15 protein-coding genes are annotated in these 18,979 nt (G+C 70.9%); 9 read left to right on the top strand and 6 right to left on the bottom strand.

The annotated features are described in order from the left end of the window. The first annotated feature begins 44 nt into the window (after nucleotides 1–44). Together AB0F72_RS31070 and AB0F72_RS31065 are read left to right on the top strand one after the other, a co-directional pair. Nucleotides 45–1,376: a sugar ABC transporter substrate-binding protein gene (locus tag AB0F72_RS31070; RefSeq protein ID WP_360438538.1), complete on the top strand. Its 1,332-nt coding sequence runs from the start codon at nucleotides 45–47 to the stop codon at nucleotides 1,374–1,376. Beyond that, entirely contained in the window at nucleotides 1,373–3,340 is a 1,968-nt protein-coding gene (locus tag AB0F72_RS31065; RefSeq protein ID WP_360438535.1) for a beta-galactosidase, read from the top strand. Before AB0F72_RS31070 ends, AB0F72_RS31065 begins: the two co-directional genes overlap by 4 nt. Before the next feature lie 7 nt (nucleotides 3,341–3,347). Here the strand turns inward: AB0F72_RS31065 and AB0F72_RS31060 are convergent, their stop codons facing one another. Next, nucleotides 3,348–4,265: an AbfB domain-containing protein gene (locus tag AB0F72_RS31060; protein ID WP_360438532.1), complete on the bottom strand. Its 918-nt coding sequence runs from the start codon at nucleotides 4,263–4,265 to the stop codon at nucleotides 3,348–3,350. 181 nt (nucleotides 4,266–4,446) lie between these two features. On the opposite strand from AB0F72_RS31060, the gene AB0F72_RS31055 reads away from it, so the two are divergent. Both AB0F72_RS31055 and AB0F72_RS31050 read left to right on the top strand, forming a co-directional pair. Further along, the gene (locus AB0F72_RS31055) at nucleotides 4,447–5,580 is read left to right on the top strand and encodes a hypothetical protein (protein WP_360438529.1); all 1,134 of its coding nucleotides are present in this window, start codon (nucleotides 4,447–4,449) and stop codon (nucleotides 5,578–5,580) included. A gap of 68 nt (nucleotides 5,581–5,648) precedes the next feature. After that, the gene (locus AB0F72_RS31050) at nucleotides 5,649–6,254 is read left to right on the top strand and encodes a class I SAM-dependent methyltransferase (protein WP_360438526.1); all 606 of its coding nucleotides are present in this window, start codon (nucleotides 5,649–5,651) and stop codon (nucleotides 6,252–6,254) included. A gap of 838 nt (nucleotides 6,255–7,092) precedes the next feature. Here AB0F72_RS31050 and AB0F72_RS31045 read toward each other — a convergent pair. Further along, nucleotides 7,093–8,454, bottom strand: a complete 1,362-nt coding sequence (locus AB0F72_RS31045; protein WP_360438523.1) for a hypothetical protein — start codon at nucleotides 8,452–8,454, stop codon at nucleotides 7,093–7,095. Nucleotides 8,455–8,522: 68 nt separating this feature from the next. On the opposite strand from AB0F72_RS31045, the gene AB0F72_RS31040 reads away from it, so the two are divergent. The 3 genes from AB0F72_RS31040 to AB0F72_RS31030 are packed head-to-tail and all read left to right on the top strand — an operon-like array spanning nucleotide 8,523 to nucleotide 10,839. After that, complete coding sequence (locus AB0F72_RS31040) at nucleotides 8,523–9,083, top strand: RNA polymerase sigma factor (protein ID WP_360438520.1); 561 nt, start codon at nucleotides 8,523–8,525, stop codon at nucleotides 9,081–9,083. Then, nucleotides 9,076–9,789 (top strand): hypothetical protein, encoded by a 714-nt coding sequence (locus AB0F72_RS31035; protein ID WP_360438518.1) that lies wholly within the window; start codon nucleotides 9,076–9,078, stop codon nucleotides 9,787–9,789. Before AB0F72_RS31040 ends, AB0F72_RS31035 begins: the two co-directional genes overlap by 8 nt. 30 nt (nucleotides 9,790–9,819) lie before the next feature. Continuing rightward, nucleotides 9,820–10,839, top strand: a complete 1,020-nt coding sequence (locus tag AB0F72_RS31030; RefSeq protein WP_360438515.1) for a glycoside hydrolase family 6 protein — start codon at nucleotides 9,820–9,822, stop codon at nucleotides 10,837–10,839. A gap of 7 nt (nucleotides 10,840–10,846) precedes the next feature. On the opposite strand, the gene AB0F72_RS31025 is transcribed toward AB0F72_RS31030, so the two are convergent. Next, a complete protein-coding gene (locus AB0F72_RS31025; RefSeq protein WP_360438512.1) occupies nucleotides 10,847–12,796 on the bottom strand; it encodes a galactose oxidase early set domain-containing protein in 1,950 nt (649 codons plus the stop codon). Continuing rightward, nucleotides 12,793–14,496 carry a glycosyltransferase gene (locus tag AB0F72_RS31020; protein ID WP_360438509.1) on the bottom strand — a complete coding sequence of 568 codons (1,704 nt, stop codon included), beginning with the start codon at nucleotides 14,494–14,496 and terminating at the stop codon, nucleotides 12,793–12,795. Before AB0F72_RS31020 ends, AB0F72_RS31025 begins: the two co-directional genes overlap by 4 nt. 204 nt (nucleotides 14,497–14,700) lie before the next feature. Between AB0F72_RS31020 and AB0F72_RS31015 the strand changes: the two genes are divergently transcribed. After that, a complete protein-coding gene (locus AB0F72_RS31015; protein ID WP_360438506.1) occupies nucleotides 14,701–16,320 on the top strand; it encodes a DASS family sodium-coupled anion symporter in 1,620 nt (539 codons plus the stop codon). An 88-nt stretch (nucleotides 16,321–16,408) separates the two neighbouring features. Then, the gene (locus AB0F72_RS31010; protein ID WP_360438503.1) at nucleotides 16,409–16,672 is read left to right on the top strand and encodes a hypothetical protein; all 264 of its coding nucleotides are present in this window, start codon (nucleotides 16,409–16,411) and stop codon (nucleotides 16,670–16,672) included. 281 nt (nucleotides 16,673–16,953) lie between these two features. Here the strand turns inward: AB0F72_RS31010 and AB0F72_RS31005 are convergent, their stop codons facing one another. Both AB0F72_RS31005 and AB0F72_RS31000 read right to left on the bottom strand, forming a co-directional pair. Further along, on the bottom strand, nucleotides 16,954–17,646 hold the full coding sequence (locus AB0F72_RS31005) for an isochorismatase family protein (protein ID WP_360438501.1): 693 nt from the start codon (nucleotides 17,644–17,646) through the stop codon (nucleotides 16,954–16,956). Beyond that, nucleotides 17,646–18,920: a CoA transferase gene (locus AB0F72_RS31000; RefSeq protein WP_360438498.1), complete on the bottom strand. Its 1,275-nt coding sequence runs from the start codon at nucleotides 18,918–18,920 to the stop codon at nucleotides 17,646–17,648. The genes AB0F72_RS31005 and AB0F72_RS31000 overlap by 1 nt, the downstream gene beginning before the upstream one ends. Nucleotides 18,921–18,979: the final 59 nt, after the last annotated feature.

The following is an 18,979-nucleotide window of genomic DNA, read 5'->3' as shown; positions in this document are numbered from 1 at the left end:
GAAGCAATTAAGCGTCAAACACTGATCACCGAAGGGAACCGCCAATGCTGATCACCCGTCGGCGCGCGATCCTCGGCGCCGCTCTCTCGTTAACGCTGCTGGCCGCGGGCTGCGGTGGTGACTCCGCCGACGAGCCCGCCGCGGCCACCGTGTCGCAGGACGATGTTCAGGCCGCGCTCGCCGCCGGCGGCACGATCACGGTCTGGGCCTGGGAGCCCACCCTCAAGCAAGTCGTCGCGGACTTCCAGACCGCCTACCCCAAGGTCAAGGTCAACCTCGTCAATTCCGGTACGGGCAACGACGCCTACACCGCCCTGCAGAACGCGATCCAGGCCGGATCCGGGGTGCCGGACGTCGCGCAGATCGAGTACTTCGCGCTGCCGCAGTTCGCCCTCGGCAAGGCCGTCACCGACCTGACCACGTTCGGCGCCGCGTCGCTGGACGGCACGTTCACGCCGGGAACCTGGAACTCGGTGCGCTCCGGGGAGGCGATCTACGGCCTGCCGATGGACTCCGGGCCGATGGCGCTCTTCTACAACAAGGACGTCTTCGACAAGCATCAGCTGGGCGTGCCGGCGACCTGGGCGGAGTACACGGCGGCGGCGGAGAAGCTGCACCGGGCCGACCCGAAGGCGTACATCACGGCAGACAGCGGCGACGCCGGGTTCACCACCAGCATGATCTGGCAGGCGGGCGGCAAGCCGTACACGGTGAACGGCACCGACGTCGGCATCGACTTCGCCGACGCCGGCACCCAGAAGTTCACCGCCCAGTGGCAGAAGCTGATCGACGGCAAGCTGCTCAACCCGGTGGCCGGCTGGAGCGACGGCTGGTACGCCGGCCTCGCCGACGGCACCATCGCCTCCCTGGTGATCGGCGCGTGGATGCCGGCCAACCTGGAGTCCGGGGTCAAGGCGGGCACCGGCAAGTGGCGGGTCGCCCCGATGCCGCAGTGGGAGAGTGGCGGCACGGCCACCGCGGAGAACGGCGGCAGCTCCATCGCGATCCCGGAGAAGGCCGCCAACAAGACCCTGGCGTACGCGTTCCTCAAGTACGCCACTGTCGACGAGGGAGCGCAGACCCGGGTCGACAACGGCGCCTTCCCGGCGAGCACGAAGCAGCTGAACGCGCCGGAGTTCTTGAACAAGGAGTTCCCGTACTTCGGCGGTCAGAAGGTCAACGAGGTTCTCGCCGCGTCCGCCGGGCAGGTCGTCCCCGGCTGGTCGTACCTGCCCTTCCAGGTCTACGCCAACAACGTCTTCAACGACACCGCGGGCAAGGCCTATCTCGGGCAGGGCACCCTGCAGGACGGGTTGAAGTCCTGGCAGGACGCTTCCGTCAAGTACGGCCAGGAACAGGGTTTCACTGTCAGATGAGCTCATCCGAGAACGCTCCCCGGCGCTGGATCCGTCGTGCCGGGGAGGCGCGTCTGGAGTTCGGCGCGGACTACAACCCGGAGCAGTGGCCGCGCGAGGTCTGGGACGACGACGTCCGGGCCATGCGCGAGGCCGGCGTCACGATCGTCTCGCTGGCGATCTTCTCGTGGGCTCGGCTTCAGCCCCGGGAGGGCGCGTACGACTTCGCGTGGCTGGACGACGCGATGGACCTGCTCCACGCCAACGGGATCGCTGTCGACCTGGCCACCGCCACCGCCTCCCCGCCGCCGTGGCTGACCACGAAACACCCGGAGATCCTGCCGGTGAACGCCGAGGGGAACACCGTGTGGCCGGGCGCCCGCCAGCACTGGCGGCCCACCTCGCCGGTCTTCCGGGAGCATGCGCTCGCGCTGGTAAGGGCGCTCGCCGGGCGGTACCGGGACCATCCCGCCCTGGTCGCCTGGCATGTGAACAACGAGCTGGGCTGTCACAACATCTACGACTTCTCGGAGGACGCGGCGACCGCGTTCCGCGCGTGGCTCCGCGATCGCTACGCGGGGATCGCCGCGCTCAACGACGCCTGGGGCACGGCCTTCTGGTCGCAGCAGTACTCCGACTGGGACCAGATCCTCCCGCCCCGGCTCGCCGCCTCACATCCCAACCCCACCCAGCAGCTCGACTTCAAGCGGTTCTCCTCGGACGCGCTCAAGGAGCATCTGCGCGCCGAGAAGGCCGTCCTCCGCGAGATCACCCCGGACGTGCCGGTCACCACGAACTTCATGGTGATGGGCCAGCAGAAGCCGATGAACTACGCCGACTGGGCGGCCGAGGTCGACTTCGTCTCCAACGACCACTACGTGGTGCCCGGCCCGCAGGCCCGGGACGAGCTCTCGTTCTCCGCGAACCTGACCGGCATGCTGGCCGGCGGCCGGCCCTGGTTCCTCATGGAGCACTCCACCAGCGCGGTCAACTGGCAGCCGGTCAACGTGCCGAAACGGCCGGGTGAGCTGGCCCGGGACTCGCTCACCCATGTCGCGTACGGCGCCGACGCGGTCTGTTTCTTCCAGTGGCGGCAGTCGCGGGCCGGCGCGGAGAAGTACCACTCGGCGATGCTGCCGCACGCCGGCACCGACAGCGCCGTCTTCCGCTGGGTCGCCGAACTCGGCAAGCGGCTCCGGGACCTCGCGCCGGTGGCCGGCTCGCCGCGGACCGCCGCGCCGGTCGGGATCGTCTTCGACTGGGAGTCGTGGTGGGTGGCCGAGCAGGACTCGCACCCGACCGACCGGCTGCGGTACCGGCAGGAGGCGCTGGACTGGTACACGGCGCTGCTGGACCAGGGCATCCGGGCCGACGTGGTGCCGACCGGCGGTGACCTGGAGCGCTACCCGATGCTGATCGCCCCGATCCTGCACGTGGTGCCGGCGGCGCTCGCCGACCGGTTGACGCGCTATGTCGACGGCGGCGGGCATCTGGTGACCACCTACTTCTCCGGCATCGTTGACGAGAACGACCACGTCTGGCTCGGCGGCTATCCGGGCGCCCTGCGGGACCTGCTCGGCATCCGGATCGAGGAGTTCACGCCGCTGCTCGACGGCGACAGCGTTCCCCTCGACAACGGCGTCACCGGCACGCTCTGGACCGAGCTGGTCGACGTGGTCTCCTCCGGCGTCGAGGTGCTCGTCAGGTACCGCGACGGCAAGCAGGCCGCGATCACCCGGCGCTCGGTGGGTACGGGCTCGGCGAGTTACGTCTCCACCCGCCTCGGCGCCGCCGGCCTCGCGACGGTCCTGCCGTCCCTGCTCGCGCCGGCCGGCGTGGTCAGCGAGCTGCCGCCCGAGTTGCGGGGCCGGGTCGAGCTGGCGATCCGCGGCGAGCACCGATTCCTGATCAACCGCACCGACGAGCCGATCGACCTGCCGGACGGCGCGGGCGTGCTGGACGCCCGGAGCGTCCTCGTCATCTGAGAACCGGTCACAGGGGCGGCTGCGGACGGAACGCGGCCGCCCCCGACTCGGCGATCACCAGCCGCTCGCCGTTCACCGCGACATAACGGCTCGGATAATTGTGCGACCGCAACGTCAGGGCAGCGCCGTTCCGAATGGACTCGGCGCAGAAAGTGCTGTCCTCGTCGAACAGTTCCGACCGGTCCGCGTGGGCCAGCTCGATGCGGAAGTCGCGGTGCCGCAGATAATATCCGGGAAAGTTAACTGATTCGAACGAGAAACAGTTCGACGCCGCCCGGCCGATGCGAATCACGAAGCGGGAGTCGGCCCGGTCCGCGTCGCTGCTGCCCGCCGAGATCGGGTCGGCGCGGCCGGCGAAGTCCCGGTGCCGCACCCGCTGGCCGGGCCGGTCCGCGATCTCCAGGCCGGTGGTCGCGCCGGCGGTCAGGGACACCGGCTGTGCCGGCTTCGCAGCCGTTGCCGGCGGCGGCTCCGGCGTGGGCGAGGGTGACCGCTCCGGCGTGGTCGAGGGTGACCGCTTCGTCGTGGGCGGGGGTGCCGAAAGCCTGGTGGTGACGGGTGTGACTGCCGCCGAGCCGGACCGGGACGGCTGCGGTTCCGGCAGCAGCGAGATCGTCTCCTCCGGTTCGAGCGGGAAGGCCGGCCAGTCCTGGTGGGGCGCCGCGCTCTGCTGGGCGACCGGTGACGGGGTCTCCCCGCCGGTGTTCAGCGCGACGAGCGCGGTGGCCGCGCAGCCCAGTGCCGCGGCGGCCGCCAGAATGAACAGGTGGCGGAGGGAATGCGGCGGCGCGCCGTGTCCCGTTCCGATCGCGAGGCGTTCCCCGCCGGGGAGCGCGGGCCGGGCGGCGGGCGATCCGGGTGTCCCGGGAGCGGAATAGGGTGGCACCCAGCCACCGACGCGAAGGCCGTTCTCATCTTCCGGCATCAATTCCACTTCCTGTGGCCACTTCGCGCATTGCGACTTAATCGTTCGATAATGATCTACAGGTAAGCGATGTGAAGTGCAAGGGGGGAATCCGGCTGGGAGCGATCCCAGTCGAACTGATCGGGCCGTGGATCCGTATTACCGGCCGGAGTCACCCGCGCGCCGACCGAGGAGACCACGCGTGGACAGTCAAGCCGCCCCTGCCACCCCCGCCGATCTTCCCGACATCACCGAGTACTGGCCCGACGCCCCGCACCGGCTCGGCCCGGTCGCCGACCACTACGAGCTGCCCGGCGCCGAGCCCACCCGCACCGGCGCCGGCCTGCCCGGCGCCGGACCGCCGCGTGCCGGCGCTGGTCCGTCCGAGGCCGGGCCCGCGCGTGCCGGGGCCGATGTTTCCGAGGCCGGGCCCGCGCGTGCCGGGGCCGGTCTGGCCGAGGCCGATCAGGCTCGTGGCGGCCGGGGGTCGGCCGCCGGCGCCTATCCGGGCTCCGCCCGCCCCACCCTGGAACTGCATCTCGCCGAGCGCCCGCGCCACACGTTCCGCCGTGCCGCCGTGCTGGTCGCCGTCGTCCTCGTCATCGGTGCGGTAGCGGCCTGGGCGGCGCTGCGCACCGATCAGGAGCAGGCCCGTCCGCCCTCGTTCCAGCCGCCCGCGGCCCTCACCCCGGCCAACCCGCCGGTGGAGATCGGCGAGCCGGCGCCGGACCCGACCCCCGCGATACCGGACGCGGCCACGTTCGAGCTGGTGGACGGAACCACGGAGGTCAACGTGACGATCGGCGCCCTGCCCGTCGAATCCGGGCCGAACGGCTGGTTCCGGGTCACCAGCCCGGACGGCAGCGGGGTGAAGCCGCGCGCCCAGCTCGACGGCGACACGGTCAAGGTCTTCGTCGAGCCGACCGGTCCGGAGGGGTCCGCCCGGGTGGACGTCCTGCTCAGCGAGGACGTCACCTGGTCGCTGCGGATGCGCGGCGGCGCCCGGGTCGCGACGTTCGACCTGACCCGCGGCACGCTCGGCCGGCTCGACCTGCTCGGCGGCACGGCCCGCACCACCCTCGCGCTGCCGGAGACCGGCAGTCCGATTCCGATCCTGATGGGCGGCGGCGTCAACACCTGGCGCATCAGCACCGCCGGCGAGATCCCGGTGCGCGCCGAGTTCCGCAAAGGCGCCGGGACGGTCGCTGTTTACGGCAAACGGGACAAAGGCGTGGCAATGGGCACGACGCTCACCAGGGGCGGCGGCGACGGCGGCATTGACCTGCAGGCCGAATCGGGCATCGGAACACTGACCGTCACCGCACGTCGGCCTTGATCACGTGACCCTGACCGGCGGCTGACCCTGGTTGGCGGCGTCGTCCTCGAGTTCGGCACAATTCCGGCGTGACACGAGCAGAGGGCGACGCCGCAGCACCGGAGACCACGGTCTCGCTGGACTACTTCACCGGTCTCTACCTGGCGAAGGACGACCCGTGGGACGTCGCCACCAAGTGGCACAACCAGCGCAAATACGCGGTGACCCTGGCGAGCCTGCCCCGCGAGCACTACCGCAGCTGCTACGAGCCGGGCGCCTCGATCGGCCTGTTCACCCGGATGCTGGCCCCGCGCTGCTCCAGAATCCTGGCCACGGACAGCGTCGAGGAAGCCGTCCAGCAGGCCCGCGAGAACACCGCCGACCTGCCGAACGTCACGGTCGAACGCGCCATGGTCCCCGCCGACATGCCCGACGAGACGTTCGACCTGGTGGTCATCGGCGACCTGCTCTACTACCTCTCCGCCGCCGATCTGGAACAGTTCCTGGCCGGCGTGACCGATCGCCTGGAGCCCGGTGGTGACCTGGTCTCCCTGCACTTCCGCGACCGCGAGAACGGTGGCAGCTACGACGGGCACAACGTCCACGAGATCCTCGCCGCCCGCCCGGGCCTGGACCGAGTGATCCACCACGAGGACGAATGGTTCCTCTTGGACGTCCTCCGAAAAGCCTCATAGGGTACGGCCAAAGCACCCGTTTCCACACGCAGGCGAGGGTTGTCGCGGAGCGTGTGGAGTTCGGGTTGGTCGAGCCGTAGCGCAGGCATGTCACCCGGCCCGATGACCTGCACCAGCTACGGCTCGCATCTGCCAGCCGTAGCGCAGGCAGGTTGTTCGGCGGCGTGACCTGCGCCAGCTACGGCTCGCGCCTGTCAGCCGTAGCGCAGGCAGGTTGTTCGGCGGCGTGACCCGCGCCAGCTACGGCTCGCATCTGCCCGCCGTAGCGCAGGCAGGTTGTTCGGCGGTGTGACCTGCGCCAGCTACGGCTCGCGCCTGTCAGCCGTAGCGCAGGCAGGTTATTCGGCCGGTTGACCTGCCAGCGCTACGGCTCGCGCCTGCCGGCCGTAGCTCAGACATGTGATCACGCCCGGATAGCATGCGCCGTCTACGGCTGGCGGGGCTCGGCCGTAGCGCAAGCAGGTTGTTCGGCGGCGTGACCTGCGCCAGCTACGGCTCGCATCTGCCAGCCGTAGCGCAGGCAGGTTGTTCGGCGGCGTGACCTGCGCCAGCTACGGCTCGCATCTGCCAGCCGTAGCGCAGGCAGGTTGTTCGGCGGCGTGACCTGCGCTGGCTACGGCTCGGGAGGGCGAGGGCGGGCAGGACCTGCGTGGGCTACGGCTCGCCTCGGGTGACGGGCGGGGGGAACCTGCGTGGGCTACGGCTCGCCTCGGGCGACGCGCGGGGAGAACCTGCGTGGGCTACGGCTCGCGGCGGGCGACGCGCGGGGAGAACCTGCGTGGGCTACGGCTCGCGGCGGGCGACGGGTCCACACCGCGAGCCGCATCGAGTCGACACGTCACGGGGTTGCCGGCCCGACGTGGCGTAGCGTTTTCAACCCCCTCACCAGGGTCGTGCTGACAGTCGTACCGGATGTGGTGTCCACGCACATCACCTGGTCGGCGCCGCCGGCCTGCAGCCGCCGTCCGTCCGCGCTGATGCCCATACCGTGAATCGGCGACGGGACCTGCCACTGCGCGACGACCGCGTCGCCGGCCCGGTCCAGCACCGTCACCGTGTCGAAGCCGCCGACGAACACCCGTGCCGGAGCGACAACGAGCGCGGCTCCAACTCCAGCACCAGCCCCGGACCCGGGGACTGCGCTGGACGTGGCGGTCAATGGAGGTGCCGCCGGGATGTCGACGACCCGGCTGATGGTCAGGGTCTGCGGGTCGGCGTAGGCCAGCTTGCCGGACGCCAGATCCGCGACCACGATGTGCCGCCCGTCGGCGGCCAGGGCGTGCGCGGACGGCGGGCCTTCGCCGAACGGGTGGGGCAAATCGAGGCAATACGCCCAGCGGTCCGTCAAATGCAGGACGTGGACGAACGCGTGGGCGTTGCCGGGACGGCCGGAGAGCAGGTCTCTCGTGTGTGCGTGGCCGGGCTGATGGGTGTAGAGCGTGAACAGCATCGTCCGGTCCGCCGAGAGCACCGCCTGCCGGCCCTCGCCGCGCATCTCCTCCTCGGCGCCCGCCGGCACCGGCGTCTTGTCGCGGGTGTTCAGCGGGTGGAGCGTGCCGGTGGCCAGGTCGAGCAGGCGTACCCGGTAGTGGTCCGGCGCGGTCGCGGGCAGCCATTCCAGCACGAACAGGGCGGTGCCGTCGGTGCTCAGCGCGTCCGGCTCGACCACGCCGGGCAGCGGGTACTTGCGCGGGCCGGCCGGTGTGGACACCAGGATCGGGGAGAGCGGGCGCGCGGCCGGCACCGCGGCGGTGGCGGTCCGCTCGCCCAGGGCGCACACCCGGCCGTCGCCGGAGATCGCCCGGGGCATCCATCCGCCCCCGTATGCCATGTCGCGGACGGACGCCCCGGTCACCGGGTCGAGCTGTGCCATGCCGTCGTCGCGCGACACGTAGAGGTGCCGGCCGTCGTGGCTGAGCATGGCCGCCGAGCCGATCAGCTGCTCGCCGGCGGCGGTCACCCGGACCAGGCCGCGATCGGTCTCGGCGAGGATCACGTCGGTGCGGGGAGCACCGAAGCGGGAGGCGCCGACGCCGGAAGCACCGACGCCGGAAGCACCGAAGCCGGAAACACCGCCGCCGGAAGCCGGCGCGGGCGTGCCGGAACGGGAGCCGCGGCCGGCGACGGTGGCCGCCACGCCGACGCCGGCCAGCGCGCCGCCGAGAGTTCCGGCCAGAAGGAAGTTCCGCCGAGTCGTCATACCGCACAGACACCGCCGGGCGGGAACCGGTTCCCGGGCAGCGGTGTCTCTAGGGTGTGGTGAAGGGGGTGGCCATCGATATCGACGAGGCAGACGCCGTGGCGAGGGCCCGCGGCGGCGATCTGGACGCGTACGAGATCCTGGTCGCCCGCTTCACCTCGCCCGCGCACCGGGCCGCGGTGCTGCTCGGTGCGGGCGCCGACGCCGACGACGTGGTGCAGGAGGCGTTCGTGAAGGCGTACCGGCGGCTCCGGCAGTACCGCGGTGAGGGGTTCAAGGCCTGGCTGCTGGCGATCGTGGCGAACGAGACGCACAACCTGCTCCGGTCGCGCCGCCGCCGGGCCGGTGTGCTGATGCGGGCGGCGGCGCGGGAGGATCCGCTGCCGCTGGACGCGGATCCGGCCGAGACGGCTGCGGCCTCGGAGCAGCGGCGGTTCCTCGTCGAGCAGCTGCGGGCGCTCGACACGCGGGACCGGGAGGTGCTGGTCTGCCGTTACCTGCTGGATCTGTCGGAGGCGGAGACGGCGACCACGCTGGGGTTGCCCCGGGGAACGGTGAAGTCGCGGACCTCGCGGGCGCTGACCCGCCTGCGGGACCGGATGCCGATGCGGGAGGCGCCCGGTGCCTGACGACGAGCTGACTCGGGAACTACGGGAGCTGGGGCGGGCTTTGCGCGTACCCCCGGCAATTGATCAAAGGGACGCGGTCCGGGCGCGCCTCGCCGCGCCGGCGCCGCGACGGGGCCGCGTGCGCCTGGCGATCGCCGCGTCGGTGGCCGCGCTGATCGCCGCGGTCGCGTTTGTCGCCCCGGCGCGCGCGGCGGTGGTCCAGGTGGTCGGCGATCTTCTGCGGGTGGCCGGGATCGAGGTACGGGCGGAGCACCCGTCCCGCCCGATCCCGGCGGACCCGTCCCCGCTGCCGTCGAGCCGATCGTCCAGCCTGGAGGAGGCCCGTCGCCTGGCGGCGTTCCCGCTCCTGACGCCGGCGTCGCTGGGTGAGCCGGAGGAGGTGGTGCTCGCCGATCGGGTGGTGACCATGCTCTACCGGGGCGGGACGGTGCGGTTCGAGCAGTTCGACGGCGCCCTGGAGGGCGGGTTCCTGAAGACCGCCCCGAACGCCGAATGGGTGGATCTCGGCGCGGTGGCGCCACTGGCGATCTGGCTGCCGGAGCCGCATCCGCTGACCTACGTCGGCCGGGACGGGGTGGCGCGCACCGCGACGACGCGCCTCTCCGGACCGTCTTTGGTCTGGTCGTCGGCCCAGAACCTGACCTACCGGCTGGAGGGACTCGGGACCCTGGAAGAGGCGACCGGGGTGGCGCGCTCGGTGCAGTGATCATTTAGGGGGAAGGTACCGTTTGTCCGGATGAGAACTCTGCCTGCCCTCTGTGGTCTCGCCGCACTTGTCGCCCTCGGCGGTTGCACAGCCGGTGATCCCGACGTGGCGCCGTCACCCACCGCCACCGCCGAGTCCTCCACTGCTGCCGATGAGCTTGCGGCCGGGGAGTTCTATGTGGAGCCGGACGCGCCACCGGCCGGCCAGGTCGCCGCGTGGACCGCCGCCGGGCGGGTCGAGGAGGCCGCCGCGATGCGCCGGATCGCCGAGTCGCCGGCCGCGGTCTGGTTCGCCGACGGCGCGCCCGGGTACGCGGAGAAGGCGCACGCCCTGGTCACCGCGGCCGCCGCGAGCGGGCGCGTCCCGGTGCTCGTGGCCTACTACGTGCCGCAGCGCGACTGCGGCGGGCACTCGGGTGGCGGTGCGCCGGACGCGGCGTCCTACCGCGGCTGGATCGCCGGGCTGGCCGCGGCGATCCGCGACTCGCGGGCGATCGTGGTGCTGGAGCCGGACGCTGTCACGCACGTCCTGCAGGGCTGCGTGAACGGGCCGGACGCCACCGAGCGGTACGCGCTGCTCGCCGAGGCGGTCGCCGCGCTGAAGGCCGGGCCGGGCGTGCGGGTCTATCTGGACGGCGGCAACCCGAGTTGGGTGCGCGACGTGGACCGGGTCGCGGCGGGGCTGGTCGAGGCGGGGGTGCGGCAGGCGGACGGCTTCAGCCTGAACGTGGCGAACTTCGAGACGACCGAGGCGAACGTCGAGTACGGCACGCGGATCTCGGAACGGCTCGGCGGCAAGCGGTTCGTGATCGACACCAGCCGGAACGGGAACGGCCCGGCCGCGATCGACGGGCGGGACGCCGAGGGGCACTGGTGCAATCCGCCGGGGCGGGCTCTCGGGCCGGCGCCGACGATGCGTACCGGTCAGCCGCTCGTCGACGCGTACCTGTGGGTGAAGCGGCCGGGGGAGTCCGACGGCGCGTGCCGTGCGGGAGCTCCCCCGGCCGGTCAGTGGTGGCCGGAGTACGCCCTGGAGCTGGCCACCAACTAGGGCCCGGTCACTTCACCCGGACCCATCGGGCCGGCGACGGCGTGCCCTCGCCGTCGGTCACGAAGAGCATGTACCAGCCGGACGGCAGCAGGCCGCGCTTCGGCGGGATCGACACGGTGATGCCGCCCGGCGTGCGCGTCACGCCGAGAGCCACCGAGCGCTGGTCCACATCCGTCGCGTGGGTGACAGCGCTCGGCCGCACCAGGCGCGCCGACTGGATCCGCGCCGCGTCCGGGGTGGCGAACGAGGCCTTCTTCCCGCGTTCGATCAGGCCCGGCCCGGCCGGCGCGACCGGCCGGTCACCGCGGAACAGGTACGGCGGGCTGTAGATCTCGATCCGCTGCTCGAACGTGCCGGGGTTCCTGCCGGACCGGTCGTAGATCGGGTCGCTGCCCATCGTGACGACCCGTCCGTCCGGCAGCAGCAGCGCCTCGGAGTGGTAGTTGCGGCCGACAGCGGGCGCCGCCGCCTCCCGGAACGCGTTCTTCCTCGGGTCGTAGATCTGCGCGGTGTGCAGGTCGCTGCGCTGCCGCCCCTGGTACGGCCCGCCCCGGTAACCGGACGACCCGCCGCTGGTGAAGACCGTGTCGTCGGGCAGCACCACCGAGCTCAGATAGCGCGCCGGGTGCGGCAGGTCCGGACCGGGCCGGTAGACCGGGCGGGAATCGGCCAGGTCGGCGATCGCGGTCCGGGCCGTGGAGATCGGCGAGTCACCGACCGCGCCGCCGCCGAGGATCATCACCTTCTGGTCCTGTGCCGGTGGCAGCAGCACTGACGTGCTGGTCTCGGTCATCGTGCCGTCGCGCAGGCCGTGCACCGGTTGGAACTTGTTCTTCTTGACGTCCCACAGGCCGGGTGTGCGTCCCTCGGTGGCCGAGCCGTAGCCGGCGTTCGAGCCGGAGAAGAAGAGCCGCTCGTCCTCGGTGAGGAACAGCGACGGGTAGGTGGGGAAGGTCCGGCGCAGCTGCGGCACGGCCACCCACTTCTTCTTCTTGACCTGGTAGCGCTCGTTGACGCCGGGGATCATCCGGCCGAACTGGTCGAGGCCGGAGACGGCGAGCACGTCACCGCCGGGCAGCGGCGCGAGCGTCGGGTACCAGCGGTTCTTCACCAGGTCGCCGGTGCGGACGTAGCGTTCGGTATCCGGGTCGAACTCGTACGACGTCTTGTCCCCGCCGTACTCCTGCTTCTCCCGGCTGATCTTGTCGGCGACGCCGTACAGGTTGCGGGTGTCGTCGCCCGTCAGGCCCTGGATCTTGTACTGGGCGGGCTCCTTCACGACCGGGGCGTCACCGGGCTCGACAGCGTCCACCCAGACCTCGACCTCACCGGCGTGCACCATGGTCTGGGTGCCGTGCCACATCTTGGTGGCGGCCGGCACGCTCACGTCGGTCCGGGTCTGGTAGATCCGGCCGTCCTCCGACTCGAACCGGGTGCCCTTCGGGAAGGCCCGGGCGCCGAAGTCCGGCGACTCGTTCTTGATCTTCATGACGCCGGCGGCGTGCGTGATGTCCGACGCCAGGACCTCGTACGACTTCGTGCCGCCCGCGACCAGCAGCTTGCCGTCGGGCAGGAACGTGTGCCCGGCGCAGAAGATGTCCGTCGGCGTCGGCACGTCGGAGAACCGGTCGGTGCGCGGGTCCCAGAGGATCGTCCGGAACGTGCCGGCCTCGAACCGCTCCCGGTTGTTGCCGGACCCCGCGATGATCAGTACCTTGCCGGTCTTCAGCAGCGCCGCGTGGATCGCGTTGATTCTGAAGCCGGCCGGCACCGGCAGCAGCGACCAGTGGCCGTGCGTCTGTTTGTAGGGCAGCCGGTTGATGGCGAACTCGTGATAGCGGTCGGTCGCGAGGACCACTATCGGGCGGTTCACCACGGCCACGACGGCCAGGCACAGGATCGTGGTGAGGGCGGTGAGCAGCCGCCGGGCGGCGGTGGGCCGGGTTCGGGGGGTCATGCGAAGGTCTCCACGGGTTCTTTCTTCTCGACTGCGGGCGGGGGTACTTCGGCGGGCCGGCGCTGCGCCTGTCTGCTTTGTGCCGCCCAGATCGCCGCCGGAGCCAGGCAGAGCGCCAGGTTGAGGGCGGGCCAGAGCCACATCAGGCCGTGTGCGCGCCCGGTGAGCACGGCGACGACCAGCAGCGCGGCGTAGAACGCGGCCCAGCGCAGATGGGTGCGGAAGGTGAGCAGGCGATCCGGGCTGGCCGAGTCGCCCTTCGGCGTCACCACGAAACCGGCGCGGCGGCGCAGCACCGCCTGCAGGAACGAGGAGACGTAGATCGGCGCGCACAGCGTGGAGAGCAGCATGCCGGCCAGCCCGGACGAGCCGGCCGCCTCGTGCGGGCTGACGTTGTGCCGCCGGTTCCAGAGATAGAGGCCGACCTGGAAGAGCGCGGCGTCCACATAGAGCATCAGCCAGACCTGCTGCGGCACCTGCACACCCCGCACCCCGAGGACGATGTGCAGGACCGCGGTGGTCGCGCCGAGCAGCCAGGCCACCGCGGTCAGCGGGTAGTACGCCATCAGCAGGCCGTAGTGCAGCGTGCGCAGGATGCCGAGCCGGCGGATCATGGAAGCGAACTGGGCGACGCAGACCTCGTCGGTGCCGCGGGACCAGCGGTGCTGCTGGCTGAAGTAGTCGGTCCAGGAGGACGGCCCCTCGCCGACCGCCAGAACATCCGGCGTGTATACCGACTTCCACCGATTTTTCGTGACCGGATTCGCCGTGCTGTGCACGACGAGACTCGTCGCCATGTCCTCGGTGATCGAGTCCTGGAGGCCGCCGATCGAGTTCAGCGCGGCGATGCGTACCGCGTTGTTCGTGCCGACCAGCATCGGGATGCCCAGCCGGTTGCCGGCGCGCTGGAGCAGCGAGTGGAACAGGTACTGCTGCGACTCGGCCCAGCGGGTGATCACGTTGTCGTAGTTGCCGTAGATCTGCGGGCCGATCACGAAGGCGACGTCCGGGTCACGGAAGTAGCCGAGCAGCCGCTCGCAGAAGTTCGGCAGCGGGACGTGGTCCGGGTCGACCGAGACGAACACGTCGTAGCGGGCGCCGTGCCGGTCGATCCAGGCGTTGTAGTTGCCGTGCTTGGTCTTCGCCTTGAAGCCGCCGGCCTCGGTGTTCCAGCGGGTCACGCCCTTGCGGCTGAAATGGCGGGCGCCGACGTCCCGGCACATCGCCTTGACCTGCGGGTCGTCGCCCTCGTCCAGCAGCCAGACGTCGTACCGGCCGGGGTGGCGGATCCGGCGTGCGGCCCGCAGCGTCTTCTCCACCATCTCCAGCGGCTCCTTGCCGGGAACGATCGTGGTGAGGAACGCGACGCGCAGCTTCGCGTCCGGCGGCACCGGCACCGGGTCGCGCGCGCGTAACGTGGCGAGACACAGCGTCACGACGTTGACCAGGCGGAACAGCTCGATCAGCGCGGTCGCGGCGATCATGACGGCGGTGATGGCCGTGCGCCGCTCCGGCAGTTCCATCGAGGACAGCAGCCAGCCGAAGAACGTCGACTCGAACGCGAAGGCGAAGCCGGCGATCAGCACCGAACGGATCGGCCGCCGCCGGGAGAGTGTCCGCAGGCGGACCCGGTACTCCGGTCCCGGCACCGGATCGGCGTCGCCGGCGAGGCGGCTGAAGCCGTCGTAGTCGTACGTCATCGGTCTCCCTGCATCGACGAGCGTCTGTGAAGGGTTCAGGCCCCTCGGAGATAACGCGTCAAATGCAGCGCAGGGTATTTAGCACGTTTACCGGACACATCGGGACAATATCCAAAATCGGTAAACTTAGGACATACCTCGTACTCGAACGTGGTCTGGGCCTAATATCGAGGCATGTAGATCAGTGATCGGGAGGGAGTCGGCATGTCCACCACCGAAGGGGCACCCGAGAGGACACCCGGAGCGCGCACCGATGTCGAGGAACGGCTGCTCGGCGGCTCGACCTACCGCAGTCTCGGCGAGCAGCGGCTCTCCCCGGCCGAGGAGCGCTTCGAGCGGGGCCGGCGCACGATCGGGCTGTTCCTCGCCCCGGTCGTCCTGCTGATCTTCCTGGCCCTCCCGCTCGGCATCCGCCCGAGTCAGCAGGTCCTCGCCGCCGTCCTGCTCGCGGTGATCGTGCTCTGGGTGAGCGAGGCGGTCCCGATCCCGATCGGCGGGCTGATCGGTGTCGCGCTCATCGTGATCTTCGGGGTGGCGCCCGCGTCCGACGTGCTCGCGCCGTTCGGATCGTCCACGGTGTTCACGTTCATCGGCGCGTTCATCCTGGCCCAGGCGATGCTGAAGCACGGCCTGGCCCGCCGGTTCGCGTTCCGGGTGCTCTCGCTGCCCGGCGTCGGCCGCTCGACCGCGCGGGTGATCATCGCGTTCGGCGCGATCACCTGCTTGCTGTCGGCCTTCGTCTCGAACACCGCGACCGTCGCGATGCTGCTGCCCACGGCCCTCGGCATCCTCGCGGTGATCGCCAAGATGATGCAGGACCGCGGCCTTGCGGCCGCCGACTTCGATCCGACCCGGCTGCGGGTGGGTGCGGCGTTGATGTTGATGCTGGCGTACGGGGCCAGCGTGGGCGGCCTGCTGACCCCGGTCGGCTCGCCCCCGAACCTGATCGGTCGCGGACTCATCGAGGAGGCGACCGGTACGAAGATCTCGTTCGCCGAGTGGATGGCCGTGGCCGCGCCGATCTGCCTCGGCATGTTCGTGATCCTCGCCGTGGTCCTGTTGCTGCTGAACAAGCCGGAGATCCGCCGGATCGAGGGCGTCGAGGAGTACGTGGCAGGCGAACGCGCCAAGCTCGGCAAGTTCTCCCCGGCCGAGCGCAACACCCTGATCGCTTTCGTGGTCACGGTCACCCTCTGGATCACGCCCGGCGTCGTCGCGGTCTTCTGGGGCACCGAGTCCAGCGTCTACGACACGGTCAGCGGCCGGCTCAACGAGGGGATCGTGGCGGTGCTCGGCGCCTCGCTGCTCTTCCTGCTGCCGACCTCCTGGGGTCGGCGCGAGTTCACGCTGAACTGGAGTGACGCGGCCCGCATCGACTGGGGCACGATCCTGCTCTTCGGCACCGGCATCATCTTCGGCTCGCTGCTGGCCGACACCGGGCTTGCCGAGACCATCGGCACCTCCAGCGCCGACGCGCTCGGGCTGTCCAGCACGCTCGCGATCACCGCGTTCGCCGTGCTGCTGGCGATCGTGGTCTCGGAGACCACCAGCAACACCGCGTCGGCGGCCGTGGTCGTGCCGATCGTCATCCCGATCGCCGTGGCCGCCGGGGTCGATCCCCTGGTCCCGGCCCTCGCCGCGACGTTCGCCGCCTCGTTCGGCTTCATGCTGCCGGTCTCCACGCCGCAGAACGCGATCGTCTACGGCTCCGGCGTCGTGCCGATCACCACGATGATCCGCTCCGGCATCTCCTTCGACATCCTCGGCGGGCTGCTGATCCTGCTCCTGCTGCCGCTCATGATCGCCGCCGTGGGACTCGGATGATTTCTTCGAACCATCACGCGCTGTGATCCGTTCTCTCTGTCGTGGGCGGGGCGTGACTGCCCCGCGGTGACCGATGAAGGCGGTGGCGATGCTGATCCTGTCCCTGCTCATCCTCGTTCTGGCCGGTGCCTGTGTGCTCGCGGTGCGCGGGATACGCGCGGACGCGCAGGCCGCGGCGGAGCCGCTGATCGTCCCGGAGGCGCTGTTCGGCCCGCAGAGTCTGGAAGGCGTGCTCTGCGTTCAGCTGCTCGACGGTGAGATCACCGCCGCGCAGTACGTCCGGTCGATGGCGGGCATCGCGGCCCGCGACGATGAGCGGCATCCTCTTACCGTCCCCCGATACGAGGAGTGACGGCCTGGCACCAGAAAGCCCGGCAGCGCGCTGCAGACATTCGCGGTGAACTGGGCGTCAGACGCGGTCGAGACGGTGCAGCGGCGCCCGAATTCCCCACGCTCGGGCGACCCGGGGGCGGCGTGTTGAGTTGGGGTGCGGAGCGCGCCCGAGTTCCACACGCTGGGGTGGTTCGGGGGCGGTGTGTTGAGTTGGGGTGCGGATTGAACCGGAAGTCAACACGCGGGTTAGGCGGGAGGGGGCGCCGGGGCCGGCGGCGGGAAGCGCCGGCGGAAGGGGCGTCAGTCGGCCGGTGCTGCGGGACGATCCTGGTGCGGTTGGGGACTGGTTCGGGCGTACCCTGTCAGGTTTTGCAGCGTTTCGGAGAGGGTGACCACGTCGGCGTATTTGGCGTTCAGGTCGAAGAGGTTGGATTCGTGGGGGGCGGGGGCACGGTCGGCGCAGGCCTCGCGGACGACCATCGGGCGGAAACCGTGCTGGAGGGCGTCCAGGGCGGAGGCGCGGACGCAGCCGCTGGTGGAGAAGCCGCCGATGACGAGGGTGTCGATGGAGTGGGAGGCGAGCCAGGCGGCCAGGGAGGTGCCGGCGAAGGCGCTCGCGTAGTGCTTGACCACGACGAGTTCGCCGGGCGCGGGTGCCAGGGGCGGGGCGAACCCACCCAGCGGGCTGCCGGCGGCGAAGACCTTCAGGGCGGGGACCTTGGCGGCGAACAGCGGTGCTTCGGAGCAGGACTCGTCGGCGAAGCGGACGGTCGTCCAGAGGACCGGGACGTCCGCGGCTCTGGCCGTTTGGGACAGTTCGGCCATCGCGTCGGCCGCGGCCTGGCCGGTTTCCAGGTGAAGCGGCGACTCCGGCGCCGTGTACGCCAGCGCCGCATCGATCAGCAGGACCGCCGGGCGGGTGCCCCAGCCGAGGCGGCGGGCGAAACCGGCGGAGGCGTAGTCGGCGTCCAGCGCCATTTCCGACGGTGGCATCAGATCACGCCCCGCTCCTTCAGGCCGGCCAGCTCGTCGCTGCTCAGGCCGAGGATGCCCGAGTAGACCTCGGCGTTGTGGGAACCGAGCGCCGGTCCCGCCCACTTCACCTCGCCGGGCGTGGCGGACAGGCGCGGGGCGACGTTCTGCATCGGGATCGGGCCGAAGTCCGGGTGATCGACGGTGATGACCGCCTCGCGCGCCTGGACGTGCGGGTCGGCGATGATGTCCGCGGCCGTGTAGATGCCGCCGGCCGGGACGCCGGCCTCGTGCAGCAGCGCGAGCAACTTGGCGGACGGGACGGTTGCCGTCCACGCGGAGATGAGCGCGTCGAGTTCCGCCTGGTGCTCGCCGCGCGCGCCATGGGTGGCGTACCGCGGGTCGGCGGCGAGTTCGGGGCGGTCCATCACGTCGGCGAGGCGGCGGAAGACGGTGTCCTGGTTCGCGGCGATCAGCACGTCGGTGCCGTCGGCGGCGGGGTAGACGTTGCTGGGCGCCACATTGGGCAGAATCGGTCCGGTGCGTTCGCGGCGGTAGCCGGCCACGCCCCACTCCGGGATCAGCGACTCCATCATCGCGAGGACGGCCTCGTAGATCGCCGAGTCGACGACCTGGCCCCGGCCGGTGCGCTCCCGGGCGTGCAGGGCGGCCAGCGTGCCGAACGCGGCATACGTCGCGGCCAGCGAGTCGCCGATCGAGATGCCGCTGCGCGACGGCGCCCGGTCGGCCTCGCCGGTCACGTACCGCAGGCCACCCATCGCCTCGCCGATCGAGCCGAAGCCGGCGCGAGGGGAGTACGGGCCGGACTGGCCGTAACCGGTCACCCGGACCAGGATCAGCCGGGGGTTGATCGTCGACAGCTCCTCGTAGGAGAGCCCCCAGCGCTCCAGGGTGCCGGGCCGGAAGTTCTCCAGCAGCACGTCGGCCTTCGCCACCAGCTTGCGGACCAGATCCTGACCCTCGGCCGTACGCAGGTTGCAGGTGACGGATTTCTTGTTGCGGGCGACCACCGGCCACCAGAGCGACTGGCCGTGCGGCTTCTCCCGGCCCCACTGGCGCATCGGGTCACCCTTGCCGGGGTCCTCCAGCTTGATCACCTCGGCGCCGAAGTCGCCGAGGAGCTGCCCGCAGAACGGGCCGGCGAGCAGGGTTCCGGTCTCCAGGACGCGGATGTCAGCGAGTGAGCCTTTTTCAACGTGACGAGGGCCTCGCTTGCCGGCGCCGGGCGACGGCCTGGCAGCTTCGGGCCCGAGGTCAGGTTGAAAATTGCTCATTGGTCCGATCATGCGGTTCACCCTATCCTTGCGAAACAGTGTTTCGCTAGATGGAACGG

Source organism: Actinoplanes sp. NPDC023936 (assembly GCF_040639325.1).
GTDB lineage: Bacteria > Actinomycetota > Actinomycetes > Mycobacteriales > Micromonosporaceae > Actinoplanes.
This window is presented reverse-complemented; position numbering and strand designations above follow the sequence as displayed.